Source organism: Pseudomonas sp. R4-84 (assembly GCF_054130985.1).
The window spans coordinates 3,874,909-3,901,693 of record NZ_CP096390.1; the positions used below are offsets into that span (position 1 = coordinate 3,874,909).

Consider the following 26,785-nt stretch of genomic DNA (forward strand, 5'->3'; position numbering starts at 1 on the left):
TGGCATGCCCGAGTAGTCAGCCCTGGGCGGCATCGGCTTGGGGTTTATGGGCGACGAAACGCATCATCCACTCCGCTACCGTCGTACCGTGATGTTCCTGTTCCAGGCTCGCCACGCCCTGGCTGTAGATCTTCTCACCGAGGTGTTGCTGGCGAATCTCCAACAAGGCCCGGGAATAGTCGTGGATGAATTCCGGATGGCCCTGGAAGCACAGGACTTGATCATTGATGTGATAAGCCGCGTACGGGCAGAAATCGCTCGAGGCTATGACGGTGGCATTTTCCGGGAGCTCGGTGACTTGATCCTGATGGCTGATCAACAAGGTCAGCTCCTCCTTCACCGGGCTCATCCAGGGGGCCTTGGCCGCGAGTTTGTAGCGATGGGTGCCCACCCCCCAACCCTGGCTGGCGCGCTCGGTCTTGCCGCCCAACAGCAGTGCCAGCAATTGATGGCCGAAGCAGACGCCTAGCAGCTTGTCGCCACGCTGGTAGCGGTCCAGGAGATAAGTCTTGAGCGTCTGTATCCACGGATCGGTCCCGAAGGAGTCCGCCTTGCTGCCGGTCACCAGATAAGCGTCGAATTGTTCATCGACGCTTGGATACTGCCCTTCCACCACGTTGTACACGACAAATTCTGCCGCAATGGGCTGCTGCGAAAACAGGCGCTGGAACATCTGCCCGTAACCCTGATACTGGTCGACCAGTTCTGGACGCAGGATATCGGTTTCCAGAATGCAGATGCGTAGCGACATAAAAAATACCTGACACGATGATGGGAATATTGCACACCCCAGAGCCTGCCCTGAAACACCGTCCCAAGGCAAGCCCCCCGCGCATAGTCAGAACAGTGCTTGAGCGGCGGCCTTTTCCAGCAACAGTGCCGGGGGTGAAAAACGTTCGCCGTATTGCTCGGCCAAGTACTGGCTGCGGGCGATAAACGCCTGCAAACCGTACTGGTTGATAAACTGCAACGCCCCGCCCGTCCAGACCGCGAATCCGATGCCGAAGACCGAGCCAATATTGGCGTCCGCCGTCGAGGTGACAACGCCTTCCTCGACGCAACGAACGGTTTCCAGGGCCTGGATGAACAGCAGGCGATCACGGATATCCTGGGCTGGAATCTGCCCCGCGGGTTTGTCGAAACGCGCCTTGAGCCCCGGCCAGAGATATTTCTGCCCTTGGGTTGGGTACTCATAGAAACCGGCTCCGGCCGCTTTACCTGGCCGTTTGTATTCTTCGAGCAGCAGATCGATCACAGCGAATGCGGGGTGCTCAGTCGGAGCTTTCCCCTCTGCTCGCAAGTCTTTGGCAGTCTGCGTGCGGATATGCCTCATCAGGCTGAGTGAAACTTCGTCGGAGACAGCCAGCGGCCCGACTGGCATCCCGGCCTTGCGTGCCTCGGTTTCGATCATCGGCGCGCTCACGCCTTCGCCGAGCATCGCGATGCCTTCGTGGGTAAAGGTGCCGAACACCCGCGAAGTGAAAAACCCACGACTGTCGTTGACGACAATCGGCGTCTTGTCGATTTGCCGGACGAAATCGAAGCCACGGGCAAGCGTTTCGTCAGAGGTGCGGGCACCCTTGATGATCTCGACCAAGGGCATTTTTTCCACTGGACTGAAGAAATGCAGCCCGATGAATTTGCCCTCGTCCGGCACCGCCATCGCCAGGCCGGTGATGGGCAAGGTCGAAGTATTGGACGCAATCACCGCGTCCGGCCCGGCCACTGCTTGGGCTGCGGCCGTCACGCTGGCTTTAAGGACGCGGTCTTCGAATACGGCCTCGATGACCAGGTCGCAGCCGACCAGGTCCGCATCGCTGTCGGTCGGCTGGATCCTCGCCAGGATGGCGTCGCGCTGTTGCGCGGTGAGTAGGCCATGGACGACTTTCTTGTCCAGCAGCAACGCCGCGCGGGACTTACCCTTTTGCGCTGCGTCCAGGTCAATTTCCTTGAGTACCACGTCGATGCCGGCCGCAGCACTGACATAGGCGATACCCGCGCCCATCATCCCGGCGCCGAGCACAGCGACTTTTTTCGTCAGAAAAGGCGCAAAACCCTGCGGGCGAGAACCTCCGGCCCTGATCTCGTTGAGTTGGAACCAGAACGTACCGATCAGGTTTTTCGCCACCTGGCCAGTCGTCAGCTCGGTGAAGTATCGGGTTTCGATCAACTGCGCCGCATCGAAGCCTACCTGCGCGCCTTCCACCGCCGCACAGAGGATCTTTTCCGGTGCGGGCAGGCAGCCCTGGGTCTTGCTGCGCAGAATCGAAGGCGCGATCGCCAGCATCTGGGCGACCGCCGGGGCGGACGGCGTGCCCCCAGGGATCCGATAGCCCTTCATGTCCCACGGCTGGGCCACGCTCGGGTTAGCGAGAATCCAGGCCCGGGCCTTGTCCAGCAGCTCGTCGCGATCCGTCGCCAGCTCATCGATCAAACCAGCCAGCAGCGCTTGTTGCGGACGAACCCTGGTGCCTTCGAGCAAATACGGCAATGCCTTCTCCAAGCCCAGCAAGCGCACCATCCGCACCACACCGCCGCCGCCCGGCAACAGGCCAAGGGTGACTTCCGGCAGGCCGATCAACACCGAGGGATGGTCCAGCGCCACCCGATGATGGCAGGCCAGGCAGATTTCCCAGCCGCCGCCCAGGGCCGCACCGTTGATAGCGGCGACCACCGGTTTGCCGAGGGTCTCCAATGCGCGCAGCTGCGCCTTGATCTCGGACACCGTTTCGTAAAAGGCCTGGGCCTGGGATTTGTCGACCTGGACCAACTCGTTCAGGTCGCCGCCTGCAAAAAACGTCTTTTTGGCCGAAGTGATGATCACGCCGGCGATCGAGTCTTTTTCGGCGATCAGGCGAGCAACGCAGGCGCCCATGGCCTCGCGGTATATCGCGTTCATGGTGTTGGCCGCCTGCCCCGGCATGTCCAGGGTCAGCACGACGATCCGGTCCGGGCCGGTTTCGAAACGAATGGCATGGGTCATGAAAAGTGTTCCTTCAAAATCGGGGCTCAGAGGCGTTCGATAAGGGTGGCGATGCCCATGCCGCCGCCGACACACAGTGTCGCCAGGCCATAGCGCAGGTGACGCGCCTCCAACTCATCGAGCAGCGTGCCAAGGATTGCGCAACCGGTGGCGCCCAACGGATGGCCCATGGCGATCGAGCCGCCGTTGACGTTGACCTTGGCGGGATCGATGGCCATGTCCTTGATGAACTTGAGCACTACCGAGGCAAAGGCTTCGTTGACTTCGAACAGGTCGATGTCCTCGACCCGCAGGCCAGCTTTGGCCAATACCTTGCGGGTGGCCGGGGCCGGACCGGTGAGCATGATGGTCGGCTCGCTGCTGGTGACGGCAGTGGCAACAATCCGCGCCCGGGGTTGCAAGCCCAGCTCGCGACCTTTGGCCGGGGAGCCAATGAGCATCAGCGCGGCGCCATCGACGATGCCCGAGCTATTGCCCGGCGTGTGCACATGATTGATCCGCTCCACATGGCTATAGACGCGCAATGCCGTGGCGTCGAAGCCCATCTGGCCCATCGCTTCGAAGCTTGGCCGTAGTTTGCCCAGGCCTTCGAGCGTCGAGTCGGCGCGGATGAATTCGTCATGGTCCAGCAGCACGATGCCATTCTGGTCCCGTACTGCCACCAGGGATTTATCGAACGAACCGTTCTCCCGTGCTCGCGCGGCTTTTTGCTGGGATTGCAACGCAAAGGCATCGATGTCCTCGCGACTGAAACCTTCGAGGGTGGCAATCAGGTCGGCGCCGATGCCCTGGGGAACGAAATGGCCGTGCAGATTGGATTGCGGGTCCAGCGCCCATGCGCCGCCATCGCTGCCCATAGGCACACGGGACATGGACTCGACGCCCCCCGCCACTACGAGGTCTTCGAAACCGGAACGAACCTTCATCGCGGCCAGGTTCACCGCTTCCAAACCCGAAGCGCAAAAGCGGTTGAGCTGAACGCCGGGCACGCTGACGTCCCAGTCAGCCACCAGGGCGGCGGTCTTCGCGATGTCGGCACCTTGATCGCCGATCGGCGTCACGCAGCCGAGCACAATGTCGTCCACCTGGCTGGTGTCCAGGCTCATGCGCTGACGCAACGCCGTCAACAGGCCACCGACCAGGTTCACCGGCTTGACGGTGTGCAGGGCGCCGTCAGCTTTTCCCTTACCGCGAGGCGTGCGTAATGCGTCAAAAATCATAGCTTCGGTCATGACATCCTCAAACCGCGATCGGCTTTTACAAACACCTCTAACCTTAAGCCCAGCGGCGGCGGATTCAATGACCTCAGTGCTCAACGACATTGACAGGCACGCTCAGACGAACGGTAGCGAGCTATCGGATTAACCGTTTCAGGTAAGCAAGCTGTCTAGCAAAAGGGCCCGCAAGCAGCTGGCAATAGGCCTCATGCTGTTTTGATAACTTGGACCCATAAACTGATACTAATTGGGTCTAAGCGAAGCCGGCTGCGGCCCCTAATGTAAACCTTGTACAAGTAAGTCGTCGGGTTTTGCCGAGGCGCTTGTCAGACAGGAAGTGCAACGCCAGCCGTCACGGAGTAATGCAGGCTGGCCTCAGGAAATAACAAAAAGGCGGGTCAGCCATGTTCAAACATACGAAAGTTCGTCAAGCCGGACTCATTCTCTTCGCCACAACGCTGCTGTTGATCTTGCCGAACATCACTAAAGTGATCGGCTGACCCAGACGCGCGATGTCCGCTTTATTACAGTCGTTTCGCTAAATAAATGTGAGAGGGTTGATTGTTCCGGCAACGGTGGCTGTGCCAACCTTTGCGCTTCCCTCTCGACATGGACGGCGATTCACTTGAAAGCACTAATTGTCCTCGGGGCACTGCTGATCAGCGGCCCTCTGTACGCGGCGCAGCTCACGCTGGAGCTGGGCGCGGGTACCCGCACCTGGCAGACTGAAGAGCTACTCAAGCATCCCGACGTTCAAACAATTCAGATCAACGAAGACGTTTCCTACAAGAAACCCATGAGCTATCGCGCCGTGCCGTTGACCTCGCTATTGACCGGGGTGCAACCGAACGATCATCTGCAAGCCGTAGCCCTGGACGGTTTCGCAGCTGAACTGCCCGCGGCGCCATTACTCAATGCACACGGCGCCCGCGCGTGGCTGGCGATCGAGGACCCGACCAAACCCTGGCCGGCGTTGGGGGAAGGCAAGCAAAGCGCCGGTCCTTTCTATCTGATCTGGACCGATCCTCAAGCGGGCCATATCAGCCCCGAGCAATGGCCCTATGCGCTGGCAAGCATCAAGCGCCTGTCGCCAGTGGCCGATCGCTTCCCCGCCCTGCTGCCCTCGCCCACCCTGGCCAAAAACGATCCGGTCAACAAAGGCTTCGAGTTGTTTCAGAAAAACTGTTTGGCTTGCCATCGACTCAACGGCGCGGGTGATGCGCAGTTCGGACCGGACCTGAACATTCCCTTCAACCCTACGGAATACTTCTCGAAAGATTTCCTCAAACGTTACATCCGTGCCCCTCAAAGCTTGCGCCACTGGCCACAGGGTAAAATGCCGGGATTCTCCGCAGCGGTGTTGCCGGATTCTGAGCTTGACCTGTTGGTGGGGTATTTGAAGCACATGGCGGGACGCAAGCAGCCGTTGAAGCCGTAGGCGCGTTCCTTCGCCGCAAAGCCCGTTACCATTGGGCGTTGTGGCGGATCGCAGACCGACTGTGGGAGCAAGCTTGCTCGCGATGACGACAGAAAATCGATCAGCACCCAACATGAAAACGGCCGACACAAAGGTCAGCCGTTGCTGGATGCATAAAACATTCAGGCCTGCAGGCGACGGATCTCCTGCTTGACGCCCCACCCTTCGATAACGCCACCCAAGGGCTCGACCACGGCCTCGAAGTTCAACTCGAAATCGCCGATGTCATCATAAGTGGCGTACATCACCCGGCTCAGTTCGAGCGACCAGGCTCCATCGTCCCGCGCGCTGATCTGCGCATTCAGCGATTCCCCCCTGAATTGGCCTGCCGCCCTGCGCGCCCGTTCCTCGTCGGGGAAAATGGCATAGAACTCGATGGGATGAAATTGGGAGAAATCGAAACCGCCTTCTTTCATGCGGCGCAGCACACTGGCGCTGATGTCTTCTTGATAGGCTGTGCTCATGAAACGTCCTCCTCAGACCGATGGATAGACTTTCCGTCTTCCCGTGCGTGCAACCGCTGGTTACAAGCAGTACGGCATCAACTGGCCGTCGGGACACAAGCATGTAGCTGACAAGACCGGACCTTGGCGATCCTTTCGCTGATCTCGGTTGCAGAGTAGCTTCAAGTCATCGCCACTGCCAAGCGGGACCGAACAATGAATTTCATGAAATCGGTTTAATGCTGATGATTTCAATGCTGTTTTGGGTCTTGAGGCTTTTGAGCGTAGGGTCTTGCGTGCGACCTTCCAGGTCGTTGAGATCAAGCTTGGCGGGCACGGGGAGCAGTCTCTGGCGGATCAATTGGGCGGCCTGTTCCATTGTGGGCTCCTGGTCGTAATCGAACTGCTCGGCGACGGCTTCGCCGTGATCATCAACGAAAGTGATTTCCCACTTCTGCATCGGTGTCTCCTCGATCAATACATGGCCGGGCTTACGTCTATCTCGACATTGATGGCGAAACAATCGTTCCGCTGAGTTCGCTGACGGCACCAATGAAAAAACCGCCTCGTGGGCGGTTTCTTCATCGCGGCCTACCGATTATTTTTCGGCGCGCTCTTTCAGCGCTTTCAGCGTATTGAACGGCGCGTCCACCACGAACTTGTTAGCCAGCCAGGACGGTACATCACCCCCCGGCTCGGTGTGGACTTGGTAAGTCACTTCGATCTGGTTCGCCGCCTTGGGGGTGAACTTCCAGAAGCCTTCGACCTGCGTCACGCGCACAAAGCCTTTCTCTTCCGGCAGATAGGTAGGCACGCCCTTGAGTTTGCGAGTGAGGCTGCCATCAGCTTCTTCAACGGTAGTGACTTCCAGCACGGAGTCGCGGGCCGTGACCGGCCACGGCGTATTGAATTGGGTGTACGTCCAGCTCTTGTCGCCCTCGTGCTTGAGCAACTTCTGGCTCTTGCATTCATGGATCCATCCACACGCATCCGCAACGTCTTCCTGCAGGGCCCGCAGTTTGGCCATGGTGGTTTTCATGACGGTCACGCCGCGATAGGCCTTGTACTTCGAGCCAGCGACCTCACTCAGCGACACCTGGATACCTTCCTTTTCCTTGGCGACTTGCCAGTCTTCTGCCTGGGCGGTAGCTGTTGCCAACAGGACGGTCAATCCACACAACACAGCCATACGATGCAGCGAACCCATAATTGTTTTCCTTATCGTCCAAGTTCGTTCATGTCGTTTCCGATCGTTGTCCCACTACGCCGCCGTGACCTGCTCCCACCAGCCAATCAATCGAATGGCTTCTTCGCTGCTATTGCCGCAGACCTCAAGGTCCGCCTCAAACGCCGAACACACCGCCGGGCGTTCAGGGTGGCCGAAGATCAGGCAGAGATTACCGGCCGACAACTGCACGCAACGTTCTCCCGCCGGCTTGCCTTGGGGCATGCCAGGGATGGGAGAACTGATGGAAGGGGCGATGCAACAGGCGCCACAGCCTTCACGGCACTTCATGACGACAGGATCCTCACGACAAGTAATGATTGGTAACAGGACACAGGGTAACGGCTAAAACAGCCGTTTGAAATCGCCGTCCGGGGTTTTTTTCGTAGTGGGTGGAGTGACCCGGCAGTCAGCGACGAACAGCAGCATTGCATGGCCTTATTGCTTGAATTCGAATTCCAGTGCCGCGCCTTCCACTTCGTTGCGCTCCTGATTGCGCAAGGGCAGCTGCATCTCGTTGCTCAGCAGACGGCCGTTGAGCTGGAATGGGCCGGGCTTTTCCCCAAACATGGACGGCAACAGTGGCTCACGCTTGGGCAGGGGCACCTTGCCGGGTGGCTGCAACTGATCGACCATATCGTGTGGCAGGCTCAGGTCCAGCCTGGCCGGTGGTAAAGGGGTCTTGGCGACTTCGCGGGCCGATTTGCTCTTGGAGGCAATGGGGGCGCGCTTTTTCTTTGCGGCGGCCGTTTTGGCGGGCGTCTTTTTGACAGTCTTCTTTATCTCGGCGGTTTTCTTCGCGGTGGGCTTGGCGGCGCTGGCGGCCGGTTTCTCTTGGGCCGAAGCTGCCATGGCACTCCCCATGTCGAGGACACTCAACAGGCCGATCAAAACCCACGCAGCAGGAACAATGGCTTTCATAGACACGACGACACCTACGGCAGAGATGTCCATGCTCGCCCGATATTGAGGCGCTGACAAGCACATCGGGCCAAGCCGCTGATTTCTATAAAAACCCGCTGGCGGTCTCCTGGCACAACTGGGTCGCCAGCAACCCCAGGGTCATCAACGCACGCTCTGCCTCGCGATTCCAGGGTATGCCGCAATTCAGGCGGATGCAGTGGTTGAATTGCTCGGTATTACTGAAAATCAACCCGGGGGCGATGCTGATGCCCTGTTGCAGCGCGCGGACGTGCAGTTCCTGGGTGTTGACCCGCCCCGGCAGGCTGACCCAAAGAATGAACCCACCGGTGGGACGACTCATCTGCGTGCCTTCCGGAAAGTGCTGTTGCACCGCCAATTGAAAAGCGCTGAGGTTCTTGCGGTACTCCTGGCGAATGTAGCGCAAGTGCCGGTCATAGCCGCCATTCTCCAGGTAAGCCGCGATCCCCATCTGAGTGACGCTGCACGCCGAATGGGTGCTGAACGTCTGGAGTCGCTGGATCTCCTGCTGGAACTTGCCGGCGATCATCCAGCCAATCCGAACGCCGGGCGAAAGGGTCTTGGAGAAACTCGAACAGTAGATCACCCGATCCAAGCGATCGTAGGCCTTCAATGCCTTGGTCCGGCCCTGTTCGAACATCAGTTCGCCATAGATATCGTCCTCGACGATCTGGATATCGAAATCCGATGCCAGGCGCAGCAGTTGTTTTTGCCGCTCTTCGGGCATCGTGCCACCCAGGGGATTGCTCAGGCGCGTGGTCAGGACCAGCGCCTTGATCGACCATTGGTTGGCCGCCAATTGCAAGGCTTCAAGGCTCATGCCAGTGACCGGGTCGCTGGGGATCTCGATGACCTTCAGGCCCAGCAGATCCGCCAGTTGCAGCAGCCCGTAGTAAGTGGGCGACTCGGCGGCGATCAAATCCCCGGGACGCGTCAGCACGCGCAAGGACATCTGCAGGGCGTCGACGCAGCCATGGGTGATGACGACCTCGGAAGGATCCACCACCACGCCGGCGTCACGCATGCGGATCGCGACTTGGCGGCGCAACGGCTCGAAGCCGGGACTGAACATGTAGCTGAACGCCCGCGGGCTGTGGAAACGCGTGACCTTGGCTAACTGCTGATGCAACGCCCGCACGGGCAGATAATCAACGCTCGGCACCGCCGCGCCCAGCGGAAACACCCCTTCGCGGCGCGACTCGACCAACACCTGTTGGATAATGCTGCTGCGCGTCACCAGTCCGGGGCGCTCGACCCGGGCAATGTCCGGCGTCGGCGCGGTCAACGCCGGCGTCTGGTGCACGTAATAGCCCGATTGCGGCCGCGCGCGAATCAGCCCCTGGTCTTCAAGGTTCGCATAGGCCTGGAGGACGGTGGCATGGCTGACGTTGAGCTGCGAACTCATCTTGCGCACCGAAGGCACGCGTTCACCCGGCTGATACACCCCACGCCGGATGTCTTCCGCCAACTGTTGCGCAATACGTTGATAGAGCAGGAGGTTGGTCATGACGCAGTACTCGATTTCGCAGGCGTTTTATTCTTGTCGGAAATTCTACCGGCACAGTTTAGAAGTGTACTGGGACAGTTGCCAGATTACTCGACAGTACAGTGGGTTGACAGCCCCAACTGTACTCATCCCCAAACATCAGGCGAAAAAAAAACCCGGCGCCTCGAAGGGGCCGGGTTTTCCAATGACGCCGTCCTCAACGGGCGGCGCCGAGCTGGCCCTCGTCATCGGAGAATACGATTTCAACGCGACGGTTCTGCGCCCGGCCACGCTCGGTTGCGTTGACGTCCACCGGGTATTGATCGCCGTAGCCTTCGACCTGGATGCGCTTTTCGTCAATGCCAAGGTCCACCAGCACGTCCGCCACGGCCTGAGCGCGGTCGCGGGACAGCTTGAGGTTTTCCTGCTTGCCGCCGGTGCTGTCCGTGTAGCCCTCGATGCGCACCACGCGCTTGGGATTGAGTTGCAGGAACTGCACGATCTTGAGCACCACGCGATTGGCCGAGTTTTTCAGCTCGGCTTCGCCGGTATCGAACAGCACATCCCCGAGGGTCATCACCAGGCCGCGATCGGTCTGGGTGGTCGCCATCGCCATGATCTGCTCTTCAAGCCACTTGCCCTGCTGCTGGACACTCAGCAGCTTGGATTCGCGCAGGGCCAGCTGCAGGCGCTGGCGCTCCAGCTCGAGCTTCGTCGCGCGCTCTTCGTTGAGCACCTGGTTGCTGTGCTCACGGGCAATCTGACTGTAGCGCTGACTCAAGTAGGCGTAATGCTGCACGTCCTCACCGCTGCCCCAGTAGCTGGACAAGCGATCGGCGCGGGCCAGGGATTCGCCGGCCCGGATCACGTCCCGGGGCGCCGCACGCAGCACGTTGGCATCTTCCTTGACCTTCTGGAAGTCATCGCTGGCCTTTTCCAGCGCCACCTCGCTGCGCTGTCCGGCGCAACCGTACAGACTGGCCAGCCCCGCGAGGACCAGGCCGCCCAATACTTGGGAGTGCTTCATTGGGCATCCTCCCTCAGCTGTTTGCGCAAGCGCTTGATGCGAGTGTCGAGCACGTTCAATTGCTCCTGGCTCTTGAGCGTCAGCACCTTCGCTTCGGCCAGACGTGCATCCAACTCGGCCTGTTCAGCGCGCATGCGCGCCTTTTTATAGGATTCATCGGCCATGTTGGATTTGGCGCGCGTGAATTTTTCTTCAGCCAGTTTCAATTCGGGTACTTCGTCGGTGGTGGCACCCACCGCACGCGCTTGCTCAATGGCCTGTTCAGTCAGGCGGATCTGTTCATTCGGCGCTGGATCGGCTGCGCAACCCGCCAGAGCCAGAACGGCCAGGGCAGCGAAAAGAGGTCGAATAGTCACTAATATTCCCTACTGTTTGGGGGCGCTGACGGGGGACTTCAACTGTGCTCTCCAACGCTCCAGATTGCGCTGCAACACAGCCTCCGCCAGGCCAGACGCGGCCAATTCTGTCATCTTTTGCGCCAGCTGTCCGCGTAACCATGGGTCATTGCAGGCGGAGTTATGAGAAAGCGCGAGGAACAAGCCCGGCTTGTCCACCGCTTGCGGCGCGGCTTGCAAGTCATTAGCCATCCCTAGCGTCTGCGCCATCGCCAGGCCCGAGTAGCGCCCCGCCAGTACATATTCCACTTCACCCAGGAGCAGTTTCTGAAAGGCCTGGGTCAGGTTGGGCGTACGGGTCACGGTTAGATTCTGCTCAGCGAAAAGGCCAAATCCTTGTGTCATGCGAGCCTTTTCCGACAAGGCGCCGTTATGCCCGTGAAGATCCTCCGGTCGCTCGACCACCAGCGTCGAATCCTTGCGTGTCCAGACCAGGTAATCGTTCTCCAGCAGTGGCGGGTGCACGTAATCCAAGGCTTGCAACCCAGTCGTGGTCAGCGGGGCATCGGTGAGCAGGTCCATGCGTCCGCTGCGCACTTCGTCCAAGGCCTGGGCGCGTTTGCCGGCGTAGAGCAATTCGATCTTGATCCCCAGCGCCTGCGCCACCTGCGCCAGCAGGTCGGCCCCGGCACCGATCAAATGCTTGGGATCCTGGGGATCTTGCCAAAGATAAGGCGGCGCATCGGGGCTGCCAGTAGCGATCAGGCGCTCGCATTTGCCAGCGGCGGCAGACAGCCCTGGCGCGCACGCCAACGCCCAGAACAACGACGAGCAAGCCAAACGGCGAAGATCCATGGCACTAAGCGCTCCGGAAACAGAAATAAAAAACCCGGCCAAAAGGCCGGGCTCTTTATAAGTGAAGATGCCGGATTAGACCAGCTTCTCCAGCTCAGGGATGGCTTCGAACAGGTCCGCCACCAGGCCGTAGTCGGCCACTTGGAAGATTGGCGCTTCTTCGTCCTTGTTGATCGCAACGATCACCTTGGAGTCCTTCATGCCGGCCAAGTGTTGGATCGCGCCGGAGATACCGACGGCGATGTACAGCTGTGGTGCAACGATCTTGCCGGTCTGGCCGACCTGCATGTCGTTGGGAACGAAACCGGCGTCGACCGCTGCGCGGGATGCGCCAACGGCAGCGCCCAGCTTGTCAGCCAAGGCGTACAAGTGCTTGAAGTTGTCACCGTTCTGCATGCCGCGGCCGCCGGAAACGACGATCTTGGCGGCGGTCAGCTCAGGACGATCGGACTTGGCCAGCTCTTCGTTGACGAAGCTGGAAATGCCCTTGTCGTGGGCAGCGCCCACGGCTTCAACGGCAGCCGAACCACCTTCGGCGGCAACCGGGTCGAAACCGGTGGCGCGAACGGTGATGACCTTGATCGCAGCGGTCGATTGCACGGTGGCGATGGCGTTGCCAGCGTAGATCGGACGCTTGAAGGTGTCGGCGCTTTCTACCGAAATGATTTCGGAGATCTGGTCGACGTCCAATGCAGCAGCTACGCGAGGCAGGATGTTCTTGCCGTTCGATGTCGCGGCCGCCAGGATGTGGCTGTAGCCACTGCCCAGCTCAGCTACCAATGGAGCAACGTTTTCCGGCAGTTGGTGCGCATAGGCAGCATTATCGGCGTTCAGGACTTTGCTCACGCCAGCGATCTTGGCGGCGGCTTCGGCAACGGCGCCAGCGCCCTGCCCGGCCACCAGGACGTGGACATCGCCACCGATTTTGGCGGCGGCAGCAACGGTGTTCAGCGTGGCCGGAGCCAGCGCCTTGTTATCGTGTTCGGCGATTACCAAGATAGTCATATCAGATTACCTTCGCTTCGTTTTTCAGTTTCTCGACCAGTTCAGCCACCGACTTGACCTTGATGCCGGCGCTGCGTGCAGTCGGCGCTTCGACTTTCAGGGTCTTGTTCGTGGAGGCGGTGGAAACGCCCAAAGCGTCAGGAGTCAGCACTTCAAGCGGCTTCTTCTTGGCTTTCATGATGTTTGGCAGGGACGCGTAACGCGGCTCGTTCAAACGCAGGTCGGTGGTGACGATGGCCGGCAGTTTCAGGGAAACTGTCTGCGCGCCGCCGTCGATTTCGCGAGTCACGGCAACGCTGTCGCCCGACACTTCGACTTTCGACGCGAAGGTGCCCTGGCCGTAGCCGCTCAACGCAGCGAGCATCTGGCCGGTCTGGTTGTTGTCGCTGTCGATGGCCTGCTTGCCGAGGATCACCAGCTGTGGCTGTTCCTTGTCAACTACGGCTTTCAACAGCTTGGCAACGGCCAGGGAAGTCAGGTCTTCGGCGGATTCGACGAGGATGGCGCGATCGGCACCCAGCGCGAGCGCGGTGCGCAGTTGTTCCTGGGCGGTGGTCGGGCCGATGGAAACGACGACGATCTCAGTCGCCACGCCTTTTTCTTTCAGGCGTACGGCTTCTTCTACGGCGATTTCGCAGAAAGGGTTCATCGACATCTTGACGTTGGCGAGGTCGACGCCGGAGTTGTCCGCCTTGACGCGAACCTTGACGTTATAGTCGACCACTCGTTTGACAGCTACAAGAACCTTCATGGATTCCTCGTTACTCTCCGGTGAAAAGAAAGTCGCCTGGGCGAACCTGGCGGTTGATGATCATGGGCGCAAGGGCACCTCTAAAAACGCCGGCATGAACCACACATGACCTTTGCTCACGGGAGTGAAGACCATTCGTCAGTGATGACCGATGAGTCATTCATTATCGCGGCGTGTAAACTGCGCGTCCGAACCGCGCAACTCGTCACTTTGTGCTGCCTTCGCCCTGTCTTTAGAGGTGCTCTTGGAACCAACAGTCAGCCTACGGCGAGCGCAAAACCGCCCGTATCTTGACCGGAACGTCTATTCCGGTCAATACGGCAAAATGGTCAGTCATAAGCCGTACGTCAGTGATTTATCTGGGCTGCGGCAATTTCAAACAAACGTTTGTATTGGACCCTGAGAGTGGTGTAGATATAATGCGCCGCTTAAGAGAGAAGCGCGGGTCATCCATTGTCGCTTTCGTCGCTTCGCGAAGGAAACAACGGATGCAACGTCAAACCTCCAATTAGAAAAAACTGTTGAGCCTTGAGTAGGAGATAGCCTGTGGAACGCGAATACATGGAATTCGACGTGGTCATCGTCGGTGCCGGCCCCGCTGGCCTGTCTGCCGCTTGCCGACTGAAACAGAAGGCCGCCGAAGCCGGTAAGGAAATCAGCGTCTGCGTGGTCGAAAAAGGCTCCGAAGTCGGCGCGCACATCCTCTCCGGCGCGGTGTTCGAACCGCGCGCCCTGAACGAACTGTTTCCGGATTGGAAAGAGCTCGGCGCTCCGTTGAACACGCCGGTCAAGCGCGATGACATTTATGTCCTGAGAAACGCCGAGACCGCGAGCAAAATCCCTGACTTCTTTGTGCCCAAGACCATGCACAACGAAGGCAACTATATTATTTCCCTTGGCAATCTTTGCCGTTGGCTGGCCCAGCAGGCCGAGAACCTGGGCGTGGAAATCTACCCGGGCTTCGCCGCCCAGGAAGCGTTGTTCGACGAAAACGGCGTCGTCCGCGGGATCATCACCGGCGACCTTGGTGTCGACCGCGAAGGCAATCCGAAAGAAGGCCTCTACACCCCTGGAATGGAGTTGCGCGGCAAGTACACGCTGTTCGCCGAAGGCTGCCGTGGCCACATTGGCAAGCAATTGATCAAGCGCTTCAACCTGGACAGCGAAGCCGACACCCAGCACTACGGCATCGGCCTGAAGGAAATCTGGGAAATCGACCCGGCCAAGCATCAACCAGGCTTGGTGGTGCACACCGCCGGCTGGCCGCTGGACATCATGGGCACCGAAAATACCGGCGGCTCTTTCCTTTATCACCTGGAAAACAACCAAGTGGTCGTCGGCTTGATCGTCGACCTGTCCTACAGCAACACCTTCCTGTCACCATTCGACGAGTTCCAGCGCCTCAAGCATCACCCTGTGCTCAAGCAGTATCTGGAAGGCGGCAAGCGCGTCAGTTACGGCGCTCGCGCGATCGCCAAGGGCGGCCTGAACTCGCTGCCCAAGATGGTCTTCAAGGGCGGCGCGCTGATCGGTTGCGACCTCGGCACCCTGAACTTCGCCAAGATCAAGGGCAGTCACACCGCCATGAAATCCGGCATGCTCGCTGCCGAAGCCGTGGCTGATCGCCTGTTCGCCGAGTCCGAAGGCGGCGATGAACTGACGGCCTATGTCAACAGTTTCAAGAACAGCTGGCTGTATGAAGAGCTGTTCGCCAGCCGCAACTTCGGCGCGGCGATCCACAAGTACGGTGCGATCATCGGCGGCGGTTTCAACTGGCTCGACCAGAACATTTTCGGCGGCAAGATTCCGTTCACGCTGCGCGACACCAAGCCAGATTATGCTTGCCTGAAACCTGCGGCCGAATGCAAGAAGATCGACTACCCGAAGCCGGACGGCAAGATCAGCTTCGACAAGCTCAGCTCGGTGTTCATCTCCGGTACCAACCATGAAGAAGAGCAGCCTTGCCACCTGAAGCTGACCGACCCGAGCATCCCGATCAGCAAGAACCTGCCGCTGTACGACGAACCGGCCCAGCGCTACTGCCCGGCCGGCGTTTATGAAGTGATCACCAAGGAAGATGGCGAGAAGCGCTTCCAGATCAACGCCCAGAACTGCGTTCACTGCAAGACCTGCGACATCAAGGACCCTGCACAGAACATCACCTGGGTCACGCCGGAAGGCGCCGGCGGACCGACTTACCCGAACATGTAAGCCGGAACGCTGAACATCGAGGCTCCCGCAATGGGGGCCTTTTTGTTGCCCGCGATTCCGGGAAACACACCGAACCAAAGTGGGAGCGAGCCTGCTCGCGAAATGGTGTCTCAGTCGACATGTGTGTTGAATGATAAACCGCTTTCGCGAGCAGGCTCGCTCCCACAGGGTTCCCTGCACAATTCAGGCGGCGCGTTCGTCCCCTGGGTTGCGCTCGAAGTAACGCTTGTACTCCCGGCTGAATTGCGACGGGCTCTGATACCCCACCTGGTGCGCGACCTGGGCCACGCTCATGCCCTCGCAGAGCAGCAGCCGCTGGGCCTTGAGTAGGCGCAATCGCTTGAGGTACTGCACCGGCGATAGCAACGTGCTGCGTTTGAAATGCTCGTGAAAGGTCGAAGCACTCATGTTCGCGCGACTGGCCAGGATCTCGACGTTCAACGGCTCGGTGAAGTGCGCATGCAAATGGCCCAGGGCAGCGGCAATCCGGGCGAACTGGCCCTGTTGTTCCACCAACGCCCGCAGCACATCGGCCTGGGGTCCGCGCAACGCGACGAACAGCAGCTCCCGCAGCCGCGCCTGGCCCATGACCTGGCATTCCAACGGGTCGTGCAAGCAGCGCAACAAGCGCTCGACACACCCACGCATGGCGTCATCGAGCACTGCGCAAGTCATGGACTCCGGCGTCTGAGGCGGCAGATTCCGCCCCGGCATCAACCCCATGGCCAGCACCAGGTCGCCCAGCATCGCCCGATCGATCGCAACGGAAATTCCATACAGCGGAGCATTGGGCATGGCGTAGGTTTCGCATTCGAACGGCACCGGCAGGGCCTGGATCAGATAATGCCCCGCGCCATATTCCATTGTGCGGGGCCCCAGGTACGCCAGTTTGCTGCCCTGGGCAATGATCACCAGGCTCGGTTCGTAGAGCTGCGGGCCACGAGCGACGTCCTGGCTGGCGCGAAGCGCGTGCACCCCTGGCAGTCGCGTAGGAACAAAACCGTCGTGGGTCGCCAAAGGTTCTATCAGCGAAACCAGCGTGGCGTTGGCATCGAGATGACGGGTCAGCAGCATGAGCGAAAACTTCACGAAGAAAGGGATGAAAACATCATCGCAGGTCTGGCGCCACATGGAATCGAATCCTGGCCAACGCCGTAGGATTAGGCATGACAGGCGTAGGAATCGCCATCGCCACCGGCCGCCCTGCCTCCCAGAATGAACCCCTCACCGTTCAATGATAGCGAGGTCCATCATGTACACAGCCATCGGCTATGCCGCCCAATCGGCCACCACGCCCCTCGCCCCCATGAAGTTCGAGCGCCGCAGCCCGCGTGCGGACGATGTGGCGATCGAAATTCTCTACTGCGGCGTCTGCCACTCCGACATCCATCAGGCCCGGAACGAATGGGGCATCGCCGTCTATCCGCTGATGCCCGGCCACGAAATCATCGGCAAAGTCACCGCCGTGGGGGCGAATGTCACCCATCACAAGGTCGGCGACCTGGTAGGCGTAGGCTGCATGGTCGACTCCTGCCGCGAATGCGAAGCTTGCCGTGCCGATCTGGAACAATACTGCCTGGAAGGCATGACCCAGACCTACGCCAGCCCGGACCACGTGAGCGGCGGCCACACCATGGGTGGCTATTCCGACAGCATCGTGGTCAGCCAGCATTTCGTACTGCGCGTCCCTCAGACACTCGACCCGGCCAGCGCCGCGCCGCTGCTCTGCGCAGGCATCACCACCTACTCTCCCCTCAAGCATTATGGCGTGAAGGCCGGAGACAAGGTCGGCGTGCTGGGGATGGGTGGCCTGGGCCACATGGGCATCAAGTTCGCCAAGGCCATGGGCGCGGAAGTGACGTTGTTCACTCGCTCGGCGAGCAAGGCAGAAGAAGCCCGTCGCCAAGGCGCGGACCATGTGATCGTGTCCACCGACGCCGAACAGATGGCGGCCGCCGCCGGACGTTTCAACTTCCTGCTGGACACCATTCCGGTGCAGCACGACCTCAATCCCTACCTCGATACGCTGCATTTCAACGGCGTGCACATCATCGTCGGCCTGGTCGAGCCGGTCGACCCACCCGTACACGCGGCAAAGCTGATCCTGGGTCGCCGAGTGTTGGCCGGCTCGCTGATTGGCGGCATCGCCGAAACCCAGGAAATGCTGGATTTCTGCGCAAAACATAACATCAGCTGCGACATTGAAATGCTCGACATCCGCCAGATCAACGAGGCCTACAGCCGCATGATCGCCGGGGATGTGAAGTACCGCTTCGTCATCGACATGGCGACGCTCAAGGCCTGACGTTCGTCAAACCTTGGCACCCAGTTCCGCCGACAGCCGGGCTGTGACCCCTTTGACCAGGGGAATCAGCTCGGCCATCTTTTCCAAAGGCATGTACGGCACCGTGCTGGCGATGCTGATACCGGCGACGATGCGCTTGCCGGCGTCACGGATCGGCGCCGCCACACAGCGGATCGACGGTTCGTTGTCCTCCAGGTCGAAGGCATAGCCCCCCGCCACATACTCCACCATCCGTTGCTGGAACTGTTCCCAGGATTGCTCCTGGTGCTGGGGCCAGAATTGATTCTTCCCACCCGCAGGCAGGCTGATTTCGTACAGCCGCTTCCATTGTTCCTGGGCATCATCGAGCATCAGCGCCTTGCCGATCCCTGTCCGCGCCAACGGCATGCGATGGCCCACGCGCGAACGCATTTCCGGCCCGTTACGCCCCGGATTTTTCAGCAGATACAAGACTTCGTCGCCCTCGCGAATCGCCAGGTGAACGGTGTCCCCGGTGAGCGCCGACAACTCGTCCAGGTACGGCCCCGCCAGGCTCACCAGTGGCAACTCTTCCCGAGCCTGGAAACCCAGCTCGATCAACTTCGGCCCCAGCAGGTAACCCACTTGCGGCACCACGCGCAGGTAACGTTCGTCCACCAGGCAACTGGCCAGGCGGTGGGTGGTGCTGCGGGTGGTGCCGATCAGCCGGGCGATTTCCTTCAAGTCGCGAGCACCGCTGGCGACCGCCTGGACCACGCCCAGGCCGCGCAGCAAGGTCTGCGTGCCAGTAGGAGCGGCATCCTTGATGATTTTTGGATCGTCTTGCTGCATATCCGGCCTTCAACAGTGCGGGGAACGGGCGGCATTATGGTCGCCCGCCCCGTCGGACTACAACTCGATGCGCTCGACCTTCCCGACCAGCAGGATGTAGGACAGCGCCCCGGCCAATGCCAATACGGCGATATAGGTAATGGCCGGGGCAAACGAATCACCGCTGGCAAGGAAGCCGATGACAATCGGCGTGGCGATGGCCGCCAGATTACCGATGAGATTGAACACCCCGCCGGTCAAACCGAGCAACCGCGCCGGTGCCAAAGTGGAAACCAGTGACCACGTGATCGACGCCAGGCCATTGCCGAAGAACGCCAGGGCCAGGAAGGCGATCACCAGGGGCGTCGACTCCACGAAGTTGGCGCCGATGATCGAGGTGGAAATCAGCAGCCCGCCAATGATCGGCAGCTTGCGCGCAAAACCCACCGTGGCGCCTCGGCGGATCAGCCAGTCCGAGAAGAAGCCGGAACACAGCACGCCGACGAATGCCGCAAGGAACGGCAACGACGCCAGCAAGCCGGACTTGATGAAGTCCATGCCGCGATACTTCACCAGGTAGGTCGGGAACCACGTCAGGAAAAACCACAGCGTGGAGTTGAGGCAGAACTGCCCCAGGTAGATACCCCATAACTTGCGTTGGGTCAGGACGATGCCCAGGTCGCTCCAGCTGAATTTGGCCTTGGCCTTGGCGGTATCGGCCTGGATGTCCACCAGCCCTCCACCCTCACGGATCAACTCGATTTCCGCGGCATTGGCGCCCTTGAAATCCCGAGGCTCGCGATATACCGCATACCAGATCACCGCCCAGAGAATGCCCACCGCGCCCGTGGCGACAAACACCATGTGCCAACCAAACGCGTGTTGCAGCCACGCCAGCACCGGAGTCAAAAATGCGAGCCCAACGAACTGCCCGGAGGTATAGAAACCAATGGCCGTGGCCCGCTCGCGCTCGGGAAACCAAGTGGTGACCACGCGGCTGTTGATCGGATAAGCCGGCGCTTCCAGAGCACCGACGGCCATGCGCAGCACGAACAGCGCGATGAAACTGGCGGCAACACCGAGCATCACCGTGGCCGCCGACCACAGCAACAACGCCACGCTATACAGGATGCGCGGCGGCACCCGGTCCACCAGCCAGCCGCCGGGGATCTGCATGGCGGCGTAGGTCCAGCCGAACGCCGAGAAAATCAGCCCGACGTGGATCGGGTCGATGCCCAGGTCGCTGGTCAATGCGGGGGCCGCGATCGAGAGATTGCTGCGGTCCAGGTAGTTGATCACCACCGTGATGAACAGCAACACCATGATGAAAAAACGCTTGCGGCTGGGCGTCACCGACGACGCCTGCGCGCTCAGGGTGTGCGCTTGCATGTGAGGTGCCTCTTTTTATGTTTATTGAGGAAACGGGCGCATCGAAGAAGATCTCCCTGCTTGCGAAGATCAAATTGTGGGAGCGAGCTTGCTCCCACAGGGTCAGGCGTGACTCACCATTCGGCAAAACTGCCATCGGCATGGCGCCAGATCGGGTTGCGCCAGCGATGGCCAATGGCCGCGCGCTCGATGACGTATTCCTCATTGATCTCGATACCCAGGCCAGGACCGTTCGGAATTTTTACGAAGCCTTGGTCATAGTCGAACACTCGCGGGTCCTTGATGTAGTCCAGCAAGTCATTGCTTTCGTTGTAATGGATGCCCAGGCTCTGCTCCTGGATAAACGCGTTGTAGCAAGCCGCGTCCAGTTGCAGGCACGCCGCCAGGGCGATCGGACCCAACGGGCAATGCAGTGCCAGCGCCACATCGTAGGCCTCGGCCATGTTGGCGATCTTGCGGGTTTCGGTGATGCCGCCGGCGTGGGACGCATCCGGCTGGATGATGTCCACATAGCCTTCGCTGAGCACCCGCTTGAAATCCCATCGCGAGAACAACCGCTCGCCCAGGGCAATCGGGGTGCTGGTCAGCGGCGCCAGTTCCTTGAGGGCTTCGTAGTTTTCGCTGAGCACCGGTTCTTCAATGAACATCAGCTTGAAGGGGTCGAGCTCCTTCATCAGAACCTTGGCCATTGGCTTGTGCACACGGCCGTGGAAATCCACGCCAATGCCGACGTTCGGCCCGACCGCGTCGCGCACCGCTGCCACGTTGGCCAGGGCCAGGTCGACTTTTTCGAAGGTATCGAGGAACTGCAGTTCTTCGGTGCCGTTCATCTTCACCGCCGTGAAGCCGCGTCCCACCGCCTCTTTCGCCGCTCGGGCGGTGTCCGCCGGCCGGTCGCCGCCGATCCATGAATAGACACGGATCTTGTCCCGCACCTGGCCGCCCAACAGATCGCTGACCGACACACCCAGGGCCTTGCCCTTGATGTCCCACAACGCTTGGTCGATACCGGCCAGGGCGCTCATGTGGACGGCCCCGCCGCGGTAGAAGCCACCGCGATAGAGCACGGTCCAGATGTCTTCGATGTTGCGTGGGTCTTTGCCGATCAGGTAGTCGGACAATTCTTCAACCGCAGCCGCCACTGTGTGGGCACGGCCTTCGACCACGGGTTCGCCCCAACCGGTCACGCCCTCATCGGTCTCGACCTTGAGGAAGCACCAGCGCGGCGGAACGATAAACGTGGTCAGCTTGGTGATTTTCATCTTGTTGTCTCTCTTGTCAGATGCAGCGCTCGGAGCGCTGGAAAAGTCTTCAGTTCAAGGCATTCCATGCGGCCACATAGGCCTTGGCGCGCACCGCCACTTGATCTGCTGTCAGGCCCGGCTTGAACAACCCGGAACCCAGGCCGAAACCCTTGACGCCGGCTTCGACGAACACCGCCATGTTGTCCGGCGTAATCCCGCCCACCGGCACCAGCACGGTCCCGGCCGGTAAAACCGCCAGCCAGGCCTTGACCACCGCCGGGCCCATTTGCTCGGCGGGGAACATCTTCAGCACATGAGCGCCCTCGGCCAGCGCGGCGAAAGCTTCGGTCGGCGTGGCGACGCCGGGCGACAGGTACAGCCCCGCCGCTTTTGCCGCCCGCAAGACCTTCGGGTCACTGTGAGGCATGACGATCACCTGGCCACCGGCGGCCTTGACCTGCTCCACCTGCTCCGGGGTCAGCACGGTACCCGCGCCGATCAGGCAATCGGCGGGCAAGGTACTGCGCAGGATGCGGATACTTTCGTACGGTTCGGGGGAATTGAGCGGCACTTCGATGACTCGAAATCCCTCGCTATACAGGACTTCGCCGATAGATGCCGCCTCCTCGGGGCGCAGGCCGCGAAGAATCGCGATCAGCCCGTTGTGCGCCAATGCTTGTTTGAGCATGTCAGGTCTCCAGTCAGGTTTAACGCGACGCGGTGGGTCCGAGCAGCCCGGCCGCCAAGGCCAGTTGCCACAAACCGCGTTCGGTGGCCTGTTCGGCCAGGATCACGCGGGCGAAACCGCAGGCGTCGAGGGCCCGCTGGTAACGGGCGCAGAGTTGAGAATTGCCAATCAGCACGACCGTCGGCAGGTGAACGCTGTTGCGCCGTTGACGTTGCACGGCGGCCAGGGCCGTCAACTCATGGCCGATCAGCACACCCGACAGGTAATCGGCCTGGGCGCTCGCGCCGAGCTCGCCGGTCAGGCCCAGGCTGCGGGCGCTGAACACGGTGGACAGCGGGCCAATCTGCCCATCCGACGACAGCGCCACCTGCACGCCGCGATCGAAAGCCACGCCATCGAACGCCGCGCCGCGCTGCTGGGTGCGGCCGAGAATGCTGTGGTCGCTGAGCACGGCGAAGATCTCGCCGGTCATGAAGGTGTCGAAATGGACGATGCAGCCTTCGGCCGCCTCCACCCATTTCGAATGGCTGCCCGGCAAGCCGATCAGCACCGCTTCGTTGGGCAAGCCAGGCAACGCACCGAGCACCTGGGTTTCTTCGCCGCGCATCACATTGGGCAGTCGGGAGCGTTGGATTACCCCTGGCACGATGTGAACATCAACACCGCGAAGGCTCCGGATAATTTGTAGGGAATGTCCGAGATTGGCGACGTTTGCCGGCGTGTCGCAGTAAGGCGCTTCCCGCCAACCTTGGGCGCTGCCCACCATGCCGCAGGCGATGACGGGCAAGCCTGGCTGCGCATCGAGCCAATCGCCGCAGGCTTCATCGAAGGCCAGCTCAAAACCGTCGATGCAGACCTGGCCCGCTATCGTCCGCGGCCCGGACGGCAACTGCATGATCCCCGACGACAGCGAACGCTGTTCGAGCACCTCGCCTCCCGCGGCTAGTTTGTAAGCCCGTAATGAGGTCGTTCCCCAATCGAGCGCGATCAATTGCGCCTGCATCCGCTTCACCTGTTTTGTTTATTGGGCAGTGAGTGACGCGGACTATAAACCCGGACGCAGGAAAATCTCAATATATAAATATCTCTCCCACATATTGGGATATCAATTCTATCGTGAAGGCATCGCCATCCACCCAAGACCCTGCTACGTTTCTGACCGGACGCCAAACAACTTAGGGAAAAAGTGATGGGACAATTGTTGAAGATCCTCGGCCGCACTTCCTCGATTAACGTCAGAAAGGTCTTGTGGACTTGCCAGGAACTGGAAATCTCCTACGAACGCGAAGACTGGGGCATAGGCTTCGCGTCGACCCATGACCCGGCGTTCCTGGCATTGAATCCCAACGCCCAGGTGCCGGTGATTGTCGACGAGAGCGGCGTGCTCTGGGAGTCGAACACCATTTGCCGCTATCTGGTGGGCAAGCACGGGCGCAGCGACCTGCTGCCTGTCGGGCCTGCCGCACGGGCGCGTGTAGAGCAGTGGATGGATTGGCAAGCCACCGAGCTCAATCCGTCGTGGGGCGATGCGTTTTACGGACTGGTGCGCAAGCACCCGGATTTCCAGGACCCACAACTCATCGCCGCCGGCGTCAAAGGCTGGAATGAGAAGATGGGCTTGCTGGAACAACAGCTGGACCACACCGGCGCCTACGTAGCCGGTGCGGACTTTTCCCTCGCAGACGTACTCATTGGCCTATCCGTACACCGCTGGCGGCAGACGCCCATGGAGCGCCCGGACTATCCAGCCGTGGCCGCTTACTGCACGCGACTCCAACAGCGACCCGGGTTTACCCAGTGGGCGTCCGACGCGTACTCATGAACGTCAGTTGCCGTTAGCGAAGTCCCGGAGCACCTTGCCATCCATCCGGTAGCGCACCCACTCTTCCTGCGGTTGCGCGCCGAGGGATTTGTAGAAGTCGATGGCCGGGGTGTTCCAGTCCAGCACGCTCCACTCGAAGCGACCACAATCGTTGTCGCAGGCTATCTTCGCCAGATGTCGCAATAAGGTTTTGCCCGCCCCGCCACCGCGCTGTTCAGGCGTGATGTACAAGTCTTCCAAGTACAGGCAATTACTGCCCAACCAAGTGGAATAGCTGAAGAAAAACACCGCAAACCCGATCGGCACGCCATCGCGCAGGCAGATCAAGCCGTGGGCGGTGGCGCCTTCGCTGAACAGGCTGCGCTCGATGTCGGCCACGCTGGCGATGACTTCGTGGCGAGCTTTTTCGTAATCGGCCAACTCAGTGATGAAAGCAAGGATTTGCGGCGCATCGCTGGGCTGCGCGGGACGGATCTCGATGGACATGAACAGGCCTTGTCGCCAATTGAAAGCATCATACTAAGCCGCTCTGCGGCGCTCGTCACATCTTCTAAAGACACCCCCCATAGCGCCGTTCGTCGCCCCTGCGGCACCAACCCCTCTCCAGCGCGGCCAAAAATCTGGCAAGCATTTCAAAAAATGGAGGCGACACCATGATCTATTCAAGGCTGACTGCACTCACATTCGCCACGCTGCTGTCTTCGGCGGCTTTCGCGGCCACGACCAGTGGCACCGGACCGACCGACCCGGTTCAGGCACCCAACTCGCCGGCCACCCAAGGTTTGCCCAAACTGAACACCGATGGCACGGGCGGCACCTTGAACAATGGCCAGCCGCCTGCCACAGGCACCGATCCGCGGGTCCAAGGCAACGACACGGGCCGCCAAGGCGGGATGAACACACCTGACTCCACTGCGCCCGACAATGCCGATACTGGCGTGGGTTCGAAAACCACAACCGGAGGTTCAGGCTCTGAAGGTGGTGGGGCCTCCAGTCAATAACTTCTACCCAGCCATTGAGGAGGACCGTTCCCATGCCTCGTGGAAGCAAAGACAAGTACACCGATGAGCAGAAGCGCAAGGCCGAGCACATCGAAGACAGCTATGAGCAAAAAGGTGTGTCGGAAGGCGAGGCCGAGGCTCGGGCCTGGGCCACGGTGAACAAGCAATCGGGAGGCGGCGAACGCTCTGGTGGATCCGGCAAGAAGAAACCCGCCGAAGCCAAGCAATCCGACCGCAAGGAGTCGGCCCGGCGCGCCGCCAAGAGCCGCGAAGGCCAGCCGCGCACCAGCAAAGCCTCCCATGAGGCCCAGACCGTGGACAGCTTGATGAAAGAAGCCCGGGCAAAAAATATTCCCGGACGCTCGAAGATGCGCAAGCAGGAACTGGTCGAGGCGTTGCGCAAGGCGGGGTAGAGCGAAAACTGTGGGAGCGGGCCTGCTCGCGAATGCGGTGGGTCAGCTAAGGAAGTGTCGGATGTGCCGACGCCTTCGCGAGCAGGCTCGCTCCCACAGGTTTTTGTGCCTGGCTCAGGACTTCGGACAGTGCAGAGCCAGTGTGGGAGCGAGCCTGCTCCGGGCGGCGATCCGACGATGGCGGCAGGTCAGCCTCCAATAATCTTCAACGCTGTTTCAACCTGTCAATCACCACCGCCAGCAGCAGGATCGAGCCGCGGATGACGTACTGGTAGAACGTATCGATGTTCTTCAGGTTCATCGCGTTCTCGATGATCGCCAGGATCAGCACGCCGGCGATGACATGGCGAATCATGCCGATGCCGCCGCTCAACGAAACGCCACCCAGAACACAAGCAGAGATCACGGTCAGTTCGAAACCCTGGCCGATCATCGGCTGGCCCGAGGTCATGCGCGACGCCAGGATGACGCCTGCCAGCGCACCAATCACACCGTGCACGGCGAAGATGATGATCTTGGTGCGATCAACGTTAACGCCTGCCAGCAATGCCGCTTCCTGGTTGCCGCCGATGGCCATGGTGTTGCGCCCATAAGTGGTGTAGTTCAGCAGCCAGCCGAAGAACAGAAAGCAGGCAATGGTGATCAGGATCGGCACCGGCACACCGAACATCTGGCCGTTACCAAAGACGAAAAACGATTCTTCCGACACCCCCACCGCCTTGCCGTTGGCAAAGATGTAGGCCAGGCCGCGTACGATCTGCATGGTCGCCAGCGTGGTAATCAGCGCATTGACCCGCAGTTTCGCGATGACGATGCCGTTGATCAGGCCGACAATCAGCCCCATCACCAACGCCGCGCTCACGCCGAGAAATACGCTATTGGTGTCACGCATCACGACGGCCGCGACGACGCCGGCGCAGGCAATCACCGAACCCACCGACAGGTCGAAATGCCCGGACGCCAGGCAATACAGCATGGTGCATGCCGCGATGCCGGTGGTGGAAATCGCCAGGCCCAGGCCGCGCATGTTCAGCGGCGACAGGAAGTTGTCGATCATCAGGGTGCAGAGCACGAAGATGCCGATGGCCGCCAGCAGCATGACCCAGTCGTCGAGGAAGCGGCGCAGGTCCAGGGGTTTGCGCGCCGTTGGCAGTGCATTGTTTTGGATGGTCATGAT

Annotated in this window: 28 protein-coding genes; 6 read left to right on the forward strand and 22 right to left on the reverse strand. The window is 60.3% G+C overall.

Going from position 1 to position 26,785, the window contains the following annotated elements:
• Positions 1 to 16: 16 nt before the first annotated feature.
• The 3 genes from M1D68_RS17590 to M1D68_RS17600 form a co-directional block, all read right to left on the reverse strand.
• The gene (locus M1D68_RS17590; RefSeq protein WP_434607063.1) at positions 17 to 751 is read right to left on the reverse strand and encodes an amidotransferase; all 735 of its coding nucleotides are present in this window, start codon (positions 749 to 751) and stop codon (positions 17 to 19) included.
• An 87-nt stretch (positions 752 to 838) separates the two neighbouring features.
• Complete coding sequence (locus M1D68_RS17595) at positions 839 to 2,983, reverse strand: 3-hydroxyacyl-CoA dehydrogenase NAD-binding domain-containing protein (protein WP_457967948.1); 2,145 nt, start codon at positions 2,981 to 2,983, stop codon at positions 839 to 841.
• 26 nt (positions 2,984 to 3,009) lie between these two features.
• The gene (locus M1D68_RS17600; protein WP_457967950.1) at positions 3,010 to 4,215 is read right to left on the reverse strand and encodes an acetyl-CoA C-acetyltransferase; all 1,206 of its coding nucleotides are present in this window, start codon (positions 4,213 to 4,215) and stop codon (positions 3,010 to 3,012) included.
• Positions 4,216 to 4,825: 610 nt separating this feature from the next.
• Between M1D68_RS17600 and M1D68_RS17605 the strand changes: the two genes are divergently transcribed.
• Complete coding sequence (locus M1D68_RS17605; protein ID WP_457967952.1) at positions 4,826 to 5,638, forward strand: c-type cytochrome; 813 nt, start codon at positions 4,826 to 4,828, stop codon at positions 5,636 to 5,638.
• Positions 5,639 to 5,799: 161 nt separating this feature from the next.
• Here M1D68_RS17605 and M1D68_RS17610 read toward each other — a convergent pair whose 3' ends face one another.
• From M1D68_RS17610 to M1D68_RS17660, 11 genes are all read right to left on the reverse strand, one after another.
• Positions 5,800 to 6,141 (reverse strand): ribonuclease E inhibitor RraB, encoded by a 342-nt coding sequence (locus M1D68_RS17610; protein WP_434559974.1) that lies wholly within the window; start codon positions 6,139 to 6,141, stop codon positions 5,800 to 5,802.
• Positions 6,142 to 6,343: 202 nt separating this feature from the next.
• Entirely contained in the window at positions 6,344 to 6,580 is a 237-nt protein-coding gene (locus tag M1D68_RS17615) for a hypothetical protein (protein ID WP_420767218.1), read from the reverse strand.
• A gap of 138 nt (positions 6,581 to 6,718) precedes the next feature.
• Positions 6,719 to 7,327, reverse strand: coding sequence for an START domain-containing protein (locus tag M1D68_RS17620; RefSeq protein WP_457967954.1), 609 nt, complete (start codon positions 7,325 to 7,327; stop codon positions 6,719 to 6,721).
• Positions 7,328 to 7,381: 54 nt separating this feature from the next.
• Entirely contained in the window at positions 7,382 to 7,636 is a 255-nt protein-coding gene (locus M1D68_RS17625; RefSeq protein WP_457967956.1) for a YkgJ family cysteine cluster protein, read from the reverse strand.
• Positions 7,637 to 7,783: 147 nt separating this feature from the next.
• Entirely contained in the window at positions 7,784 to 8,266 is a 483-nt protein-coding gene (locus tag M1D68_RS17630; protein ID WP_434559976.1) for a translation initiation factor 2, read from the reverse strand.
• 85 nt (positions 8,267 to 8,351) lie between these two features.
• The gene (locus M1D68_RS17635) at positions 8,352 to 9,794 is read right to left on the reverse strand and encodes an aminotransferase-like domain-containing protein (protein ID WP_420767214.1); all 1,443 of its coding nucleotides are present in this window, start codon (positions 9,792 to 9,794) and stop codon (positions 8,352 to 8,354) included.
• A gap of 196 nt (positions 9,795 to 9,990) precedes the next feature.
• Positions 9,991 to 10,800 (reverse strand): OmpA family protein, encoded by an 810-nt coding sequence (locus M1D68_RS17640; RefSeq protein WP_457967958.1) that lies wholly within the window; start codon positions 10,798 to 10,800, stop codon positions 9,991 to 9,993.
• Positions 10,797 to 11,156 (reverse strand): DUF4398 domain-containing protein, encoded by a 360-nt coding sequence (locus M1D68_RS17645; RefSeq protein WP_420767212.1) that lies wholly within the window; start codon positions 11,154 to 11,156, stop codon positions 10,797 to 10,799. The genes M1D68_RS17640 and M1D68_RS17645 overlap by 4 nt, the downstream gene beginning before the upstream one ends.
• Before the next feature lie 9 nt (positions 11,157 to 11,165).
• The gene (locus M1D68_RS17650; protein ID WP_420767211.1) at positions 11,166 to 11,990 is read right to left on the reverse strand and encodes a substrate-binding periplasmic protein; all 825 of its coding nucleotides are present in this window, start codon (positions 11,988 to 11,990) and stop codon (positions 11,166 to 11,168) included.
• A 75-nt stretch (positions 11,991 to 12,065) separates the two neighbouring features.
• Entirely contained in the window at positions 12,066 to 12,995 is a 930-nt protein-coding gene (locus M1D68_RS17655) for an electron transfer flavoprotein subunit alpha/FixB family protein (RefSeq protein ID WP_420767210.1), read from the reverse strand.
• Position 12,996: 1 nt separating this feature from the next.
• Positions 12,997 to 13,746, reverse strand: coding sequence for an electron transfer flavoprotein subunit beta/FixA family protein (locus M1D68_RS17660; RefSeq protein ID WP_457967960.1), 750 nt, complete (start codon positions 13,744 to 13,746; stop codon positions 12,997 to 12,999).
• A gap of 546 nt (positions 13,747 to 14,292) precedes the next feature.
• Here M1D68_RS17660 and M1D68_RS17665 point away from each other — a divergent pair.
• The gene (locus M1D68_RS17665; RefSeq protein ID WP_457967962.1) at positions 14,293 to 15,957 is read left to right on the forward strand and encodes an electron transfer flavoprotein-ubiquinone oxidoreductase; all 1,665 of its coding nucleotides are present in this window, start codon (positions 14,293 to 14,295) and stop codon (positions 15,955 to 15,957) included.
• Positions 15,958 to 16,140: 183 nt separating this feature from the next.
• Here the strand turns inward: M1D68_RS17665 and M1D68_RS17670 are convergent, their stop codons facing one another.
• The gene (locus M1D68_RS17670; RefSeq protein WP_457970758.1) at positions 16,141 to 17,031 is read right to left on the reverse strand and encodes an AraC family transcriptional regulator N-terminal domain-containing protein; all 891 of its coding nucleotides are present in this window, start codon (positions 17,029 to 17,031) and stop codon (positions 16,141 to 16,143) included.
• A gap of 178 nt (positions 17,032 to 17,209) precedes the next feature.
• On the opposite strand from M1D68_RS17670, the gene M1D68_RS17675 reads away from it, so the two are divergent.
• Entirely contained in the window at positions 17,210 to 18,262 is a 1,053-nt protein-coding gene (locus M1D68_RS17675) for an NAD(P)-dependent alcohol dehydrogenase (RefSeq protein ID WP_434559984.1), read from the forward strand.
• Positions 18,263 to 18,268: 6 nt separating this feature from the next.
• Here M1D68_RS17675 and M1D68_RS17680 read toward each other — a convergent pair whose 3' ends face one another.
• The 5 genes from M1D68_RS17680 to M1D68_RS17700 all read right to left on the reverse strand — a co-directional run bounded on the left by M1D68_RS17680 (position 18,269) and on the right by M1D68_RS17700 (position 23,375).
• Entirely contained in the window at positions 18,269 to 19,072 is an 804-nt protein-coding gene (locus tag M1D68_RS17680) for an IclR family transcriptional regulator (protein WP_420767207.1), read from the reverse strand.
• Between the two features lie 57 nt (positions 19,073 to 19,129).
• Positions 19,130 to 20,440, reverse strand: coding sequence for an MFS transporter (locus M1D68_RS17685; RefSeq protein WP_457967964.1), 1,311 nt, complete (start codon positions 20,438 to 20,440; stop codon positions 19,130 to 19,132).
• A gap of 113 nt (positions 20,441 to 20,553) precedes the next feature.
• A complete protein-coding gene (dgoD, locus tag M1D68_RS17690) occupies positions 20,554 to 21,702 on the reverse strand; it encodes a galactonate dehydratase (protein ID WP_420767205.1) in 1,149 nt (382 codons plus the stop codon).
• A gap of 49 nt (positions 21,703 to 21,751) precedes the next feature.
• A complete protein-coding gene (locus M1D68_RS17695) occupies positions 21,752 to 22,372 on the reverse strand; it encodes a 2-dehydro-3-deoxy-6-phosphogalactonate aldolase (RefSeq protein WP_434607083.1) in 621 nt (206 codons plus the stop codon).
• A gap of 19 nt (positions 22,373 to 22,391) precedes the next feature.
• Positions 22,392 to 23,375 (reverse strand): 2-dehydro-3-deoxygalactonokinase, encoded by a 984-nt coding sequence (locus tag M1D68_RS17700; RefSeq protein WP_420767203.1) that lies wholly within the window; start codon positions 23,373 to 23,375, stop codon positions 22,392 to 22,394.
• A 186-nt stretch (positions 23,376 to 23,561) separates the two neighbouring features.
• Between M1D68_RS17700 and M1D68_RS17705 the strand changes: the two genes are divergently transcribed.
• A complete protein-coding gene (locus M1D68_RS17705; RefSeq protein WP_457967967.1) occupies positions 23,562 to 24,194 on the forward strand; it encodes a glutathione S-transferase family protein in 633 nt (210 codons plus the stop codon).
• Positions 24,195 to 24,197: 3 nt separating this feature from the next.
• Here the strand turns inward: M1D68_RS17705 and M1D68_RS17710 are convergent, their stop codons facing one another.
• Positions 24,198 to 24,680 (reverse strand): GNAT family N-acetyltransferase, encoded by a 483-nt coding sequence (locus tag M1D68_RS17710; protein ID WP_030137727.1) that lies wholly within the window; start codon positions 24,678 to 24,680, stop codon positions 24,198 to 24,200.
• A gap of 167 nt (positions 24,681 to 24,847) precedes the next feature.
• On the opposite strand from M1D68_RS17710, the gene M1D68_RS17715 reads away from it, so the two are divergent.
• On the forward strand, positions 24,848 to 25,195 hold the full coding sequence (locus M1D68_RS17715; protein ID WP_434559994.1) for a hypothetical protein: 348 nt from the start codon (positions 24,848 to 24,850) through the stop codon (positions 25,193 to 25,195).
• A gap of 32 nt (positions 25,196 to 25,227) precedes the next feature.
• Complete coding sequence (locus M1D68_RS17720) at positions 25,228 to 25,608, forward strand: Rho termination factor N-terminal domain-containing protein (protein WP_434559996.1); 381 nt, start codon at positions 25,228 to 25,230, stop codon at positions 25,606 to 25,608.
• 205 nt (positions 25,609 to 25,813) lie between these two features.
• On the opposite strand, the gene araH is transcribed toward M1D68_RS17720, so the two are convergent.
• On the reverse strand, positions 25,814 to 26,782 hold the full coding sequence (gene araH / locus M1D68_RS17725; RefSeq protein ID WP_420767199.1) for an L-arabinose ABC transporter permease AraH: 969 nt from the start codon (positions 26,780 to 26,782) through the stop codon (positions 25,814 to 25,816).
• Between the last annotated feature and the right edge of the window lie 3 nt (positions 26,783 to 26,785).

What these genes read in the sequence shown, in the direction of transcription:
- M1D68_RS17670 (WP_457970758.1), bottom strand. Translation starts at nt 17,031, where the DNA reads ATGCTGCTGACCCGTCATCTCGATGCCAACGCCACGCTGGTTTCGCTG.
- M1D68_RS17685 (WP_457967964.1), bottom strand. Translation starts at nt 20,440, where the DNA reads ATGCAAGCGCACACCCTGAGCGCGCAGGCGTCGTCGGTGACGCCCAGC.
- M1D68_RS17695 (WP_434607083.1), bottom strand. Translation starts at nt 22,372, where the DNA reads ATGCTCAAACAAGCATTGGCGCACAACGGGCTGATCGCGATTCTTCGC.
- araH (WP_420767199.1), bottom strand. Translation starts at nt 26,782, where the DNA reads ATGACCATCCAAAACAATGCACTGCCAACGGCGCGCAAACCCCTGGAC.
- M1D68_RS17615 (WP_420767218.1), bottom strand. Translation starts at nt 6,580, where the DNA reads ATGCAGAAGTGGGAAATCACTTTCGTTGATGATCACGGCGAAGCCGTC.
- M1D68_RS17655 (WP_420767210.1), bottom strand. Translation starts at nt 12,995, where the DNA reads ATGACTATCTTGGTAATCGCCGAACACGATAACAAGGCGCTGGCTCCG.
- M1D68_RS17595 (WP_457967948.1), bottom strand. Translation starts at nt 2,983, where the DNA reads ATGACCCATGCCATTCGTTTCGAAACCGGCCCGGACCGGATCGTCGTG.
- M1D68_RS17710 (WP_030137727.1), bottom strand. Translation starts at nt 24,680, where the DNA reads ATGTCCATCGAGATCCGTCCCGCGCAGCCCAGCGATGCGCCGCAAATC.
- M1D68_RS17650 (WP_420767211.1), bottom strand. Translation starts at nt 11,990, where the DNA reads ATGGATCTTCGCCGTTTGGCTTGCTCGTCGTTGTTCTGGGCGTTGGCG.
- M1D68_RS17620 (WP_457967954.1), bottom strand. Translation starts at nt 7,327, where the DNA reads ATGGGTTCGCTGCATCGTATGGCTGTGTTGTGTGGATTGACCGTCCTG.
- M1D68_RS17625 (WP_457967956.1), bottom strand. Translation starts at nt 7,636, where the DNA reads ATGAAGTGCCGTGAAGGCTGTGGCGCCTGTTGCATCGCCCCTTCCATC.
- dgoD (WP_420767205.1), bottom strand. Translation starts at nt 21,702, where the DNA reads ATGAAAATCACCAAGCTGACCACGTTTATCGTTCCGCCGCGCTGGTGC.
- M1D68_RS17700 (WP_420767203.1), bottom strand. Translation starts at nt 23,375, where the DNA reads ATGCAGGCGCAATTGATCGCGCTCGATTGGGGAACGACCTCATTACGG.
- M1D68_RS17660 (WP_457967960.1), bottom strand. Translation starts at nt 13,746, where the DNA reads ATGAAGGTTCTTGTAGCTGTCAAACGAGTGGTCGACTATAACGTCAAG.
- M1D68_RS17590 (WP_434607063.1), bottom strand. Translation starts at nt 751, where the DNA reads ATGTCGCTACGCATCTGCATTCTGGAAACCGATATCCTGCGTCCAGAA.
- M1D68_RS17600 (WP_457967950.1), bottom strand. Translation starts at nt 4,215, where the DNA reads ATGACCGAAGCTATGATTTTTGACGCATTACGCACGCCTCGCGGTAAG.
- M1D68_RS17635 (WP_420767214.1), bottom strand. Translation starts at nt 9,794, where the DNA reads ATGACCAACCTCCTGCTCTATCAACGTATTGCGCAACAGTTGGCGGAA.
- M1D68_RS17715 (WP_434559994.1), top strand. Translation starts at nt 24,848, where the DNA reads ATGATCTATTCAAGGCTGACTGCACTCACATTCGCCACGCTGCTGTCT.
- M1D68_RS17705 (WP_457967967.1), top strand. Translation starts at nt 23,562, where the DNA reads ATGGGACAATTGTTGAAGATCCTCGGCCGCACTTCCTCGATTAACGTC.
- M1D68_RS17720 (WP_434559996.1), top strand. Translation starts at nt 25,228, where the DNA reads ATGCCTCGTGGAAGCAAAGACAAGTACACCGATGAGCAGAAGCGCAAG.
- M1D68_RS17610 (WP_434559974.1), bottom strand. Translation starts at nt 6,141, where the DNA reads ATGAGCACAGCCTATCAAGAAGACATCAGCGCCAGTGTGCTGCGCCGC.
- M1D68_RS17630 (WP_434559976.1), bottom strand. Translation starts at nt 8,266, where the DNA reads ATGAAAGCCATTGTTCCTGCTGCGTGGGTTTTGATCGGCCTGTTGAGT.
- M1D68_RS17675 (WP_434559984.1), top strand. Translation starts at nt 17,210, where the DNA reads ATGTACACAGCCATCGGCTATGCCGCCCAATCGGCCACCACGCCCCTC.
- M1D68_RS17640 (WP_457967958.1), bottom strand. Translation starts at nt 10,800, where the DNA reads ATGAAGCACTCCCAAGTATTGGGCGGCCTGGTCCTCGCGGGGCTGGCC.
- M1D68_RS17680 (WP_420767207.1), bottom strand. Translation starts at nt 19,072, where the DNA reads ATGCAGCAAGACGATCCAAAAATCATCAAGGATGCCGCTCCTACTGGC.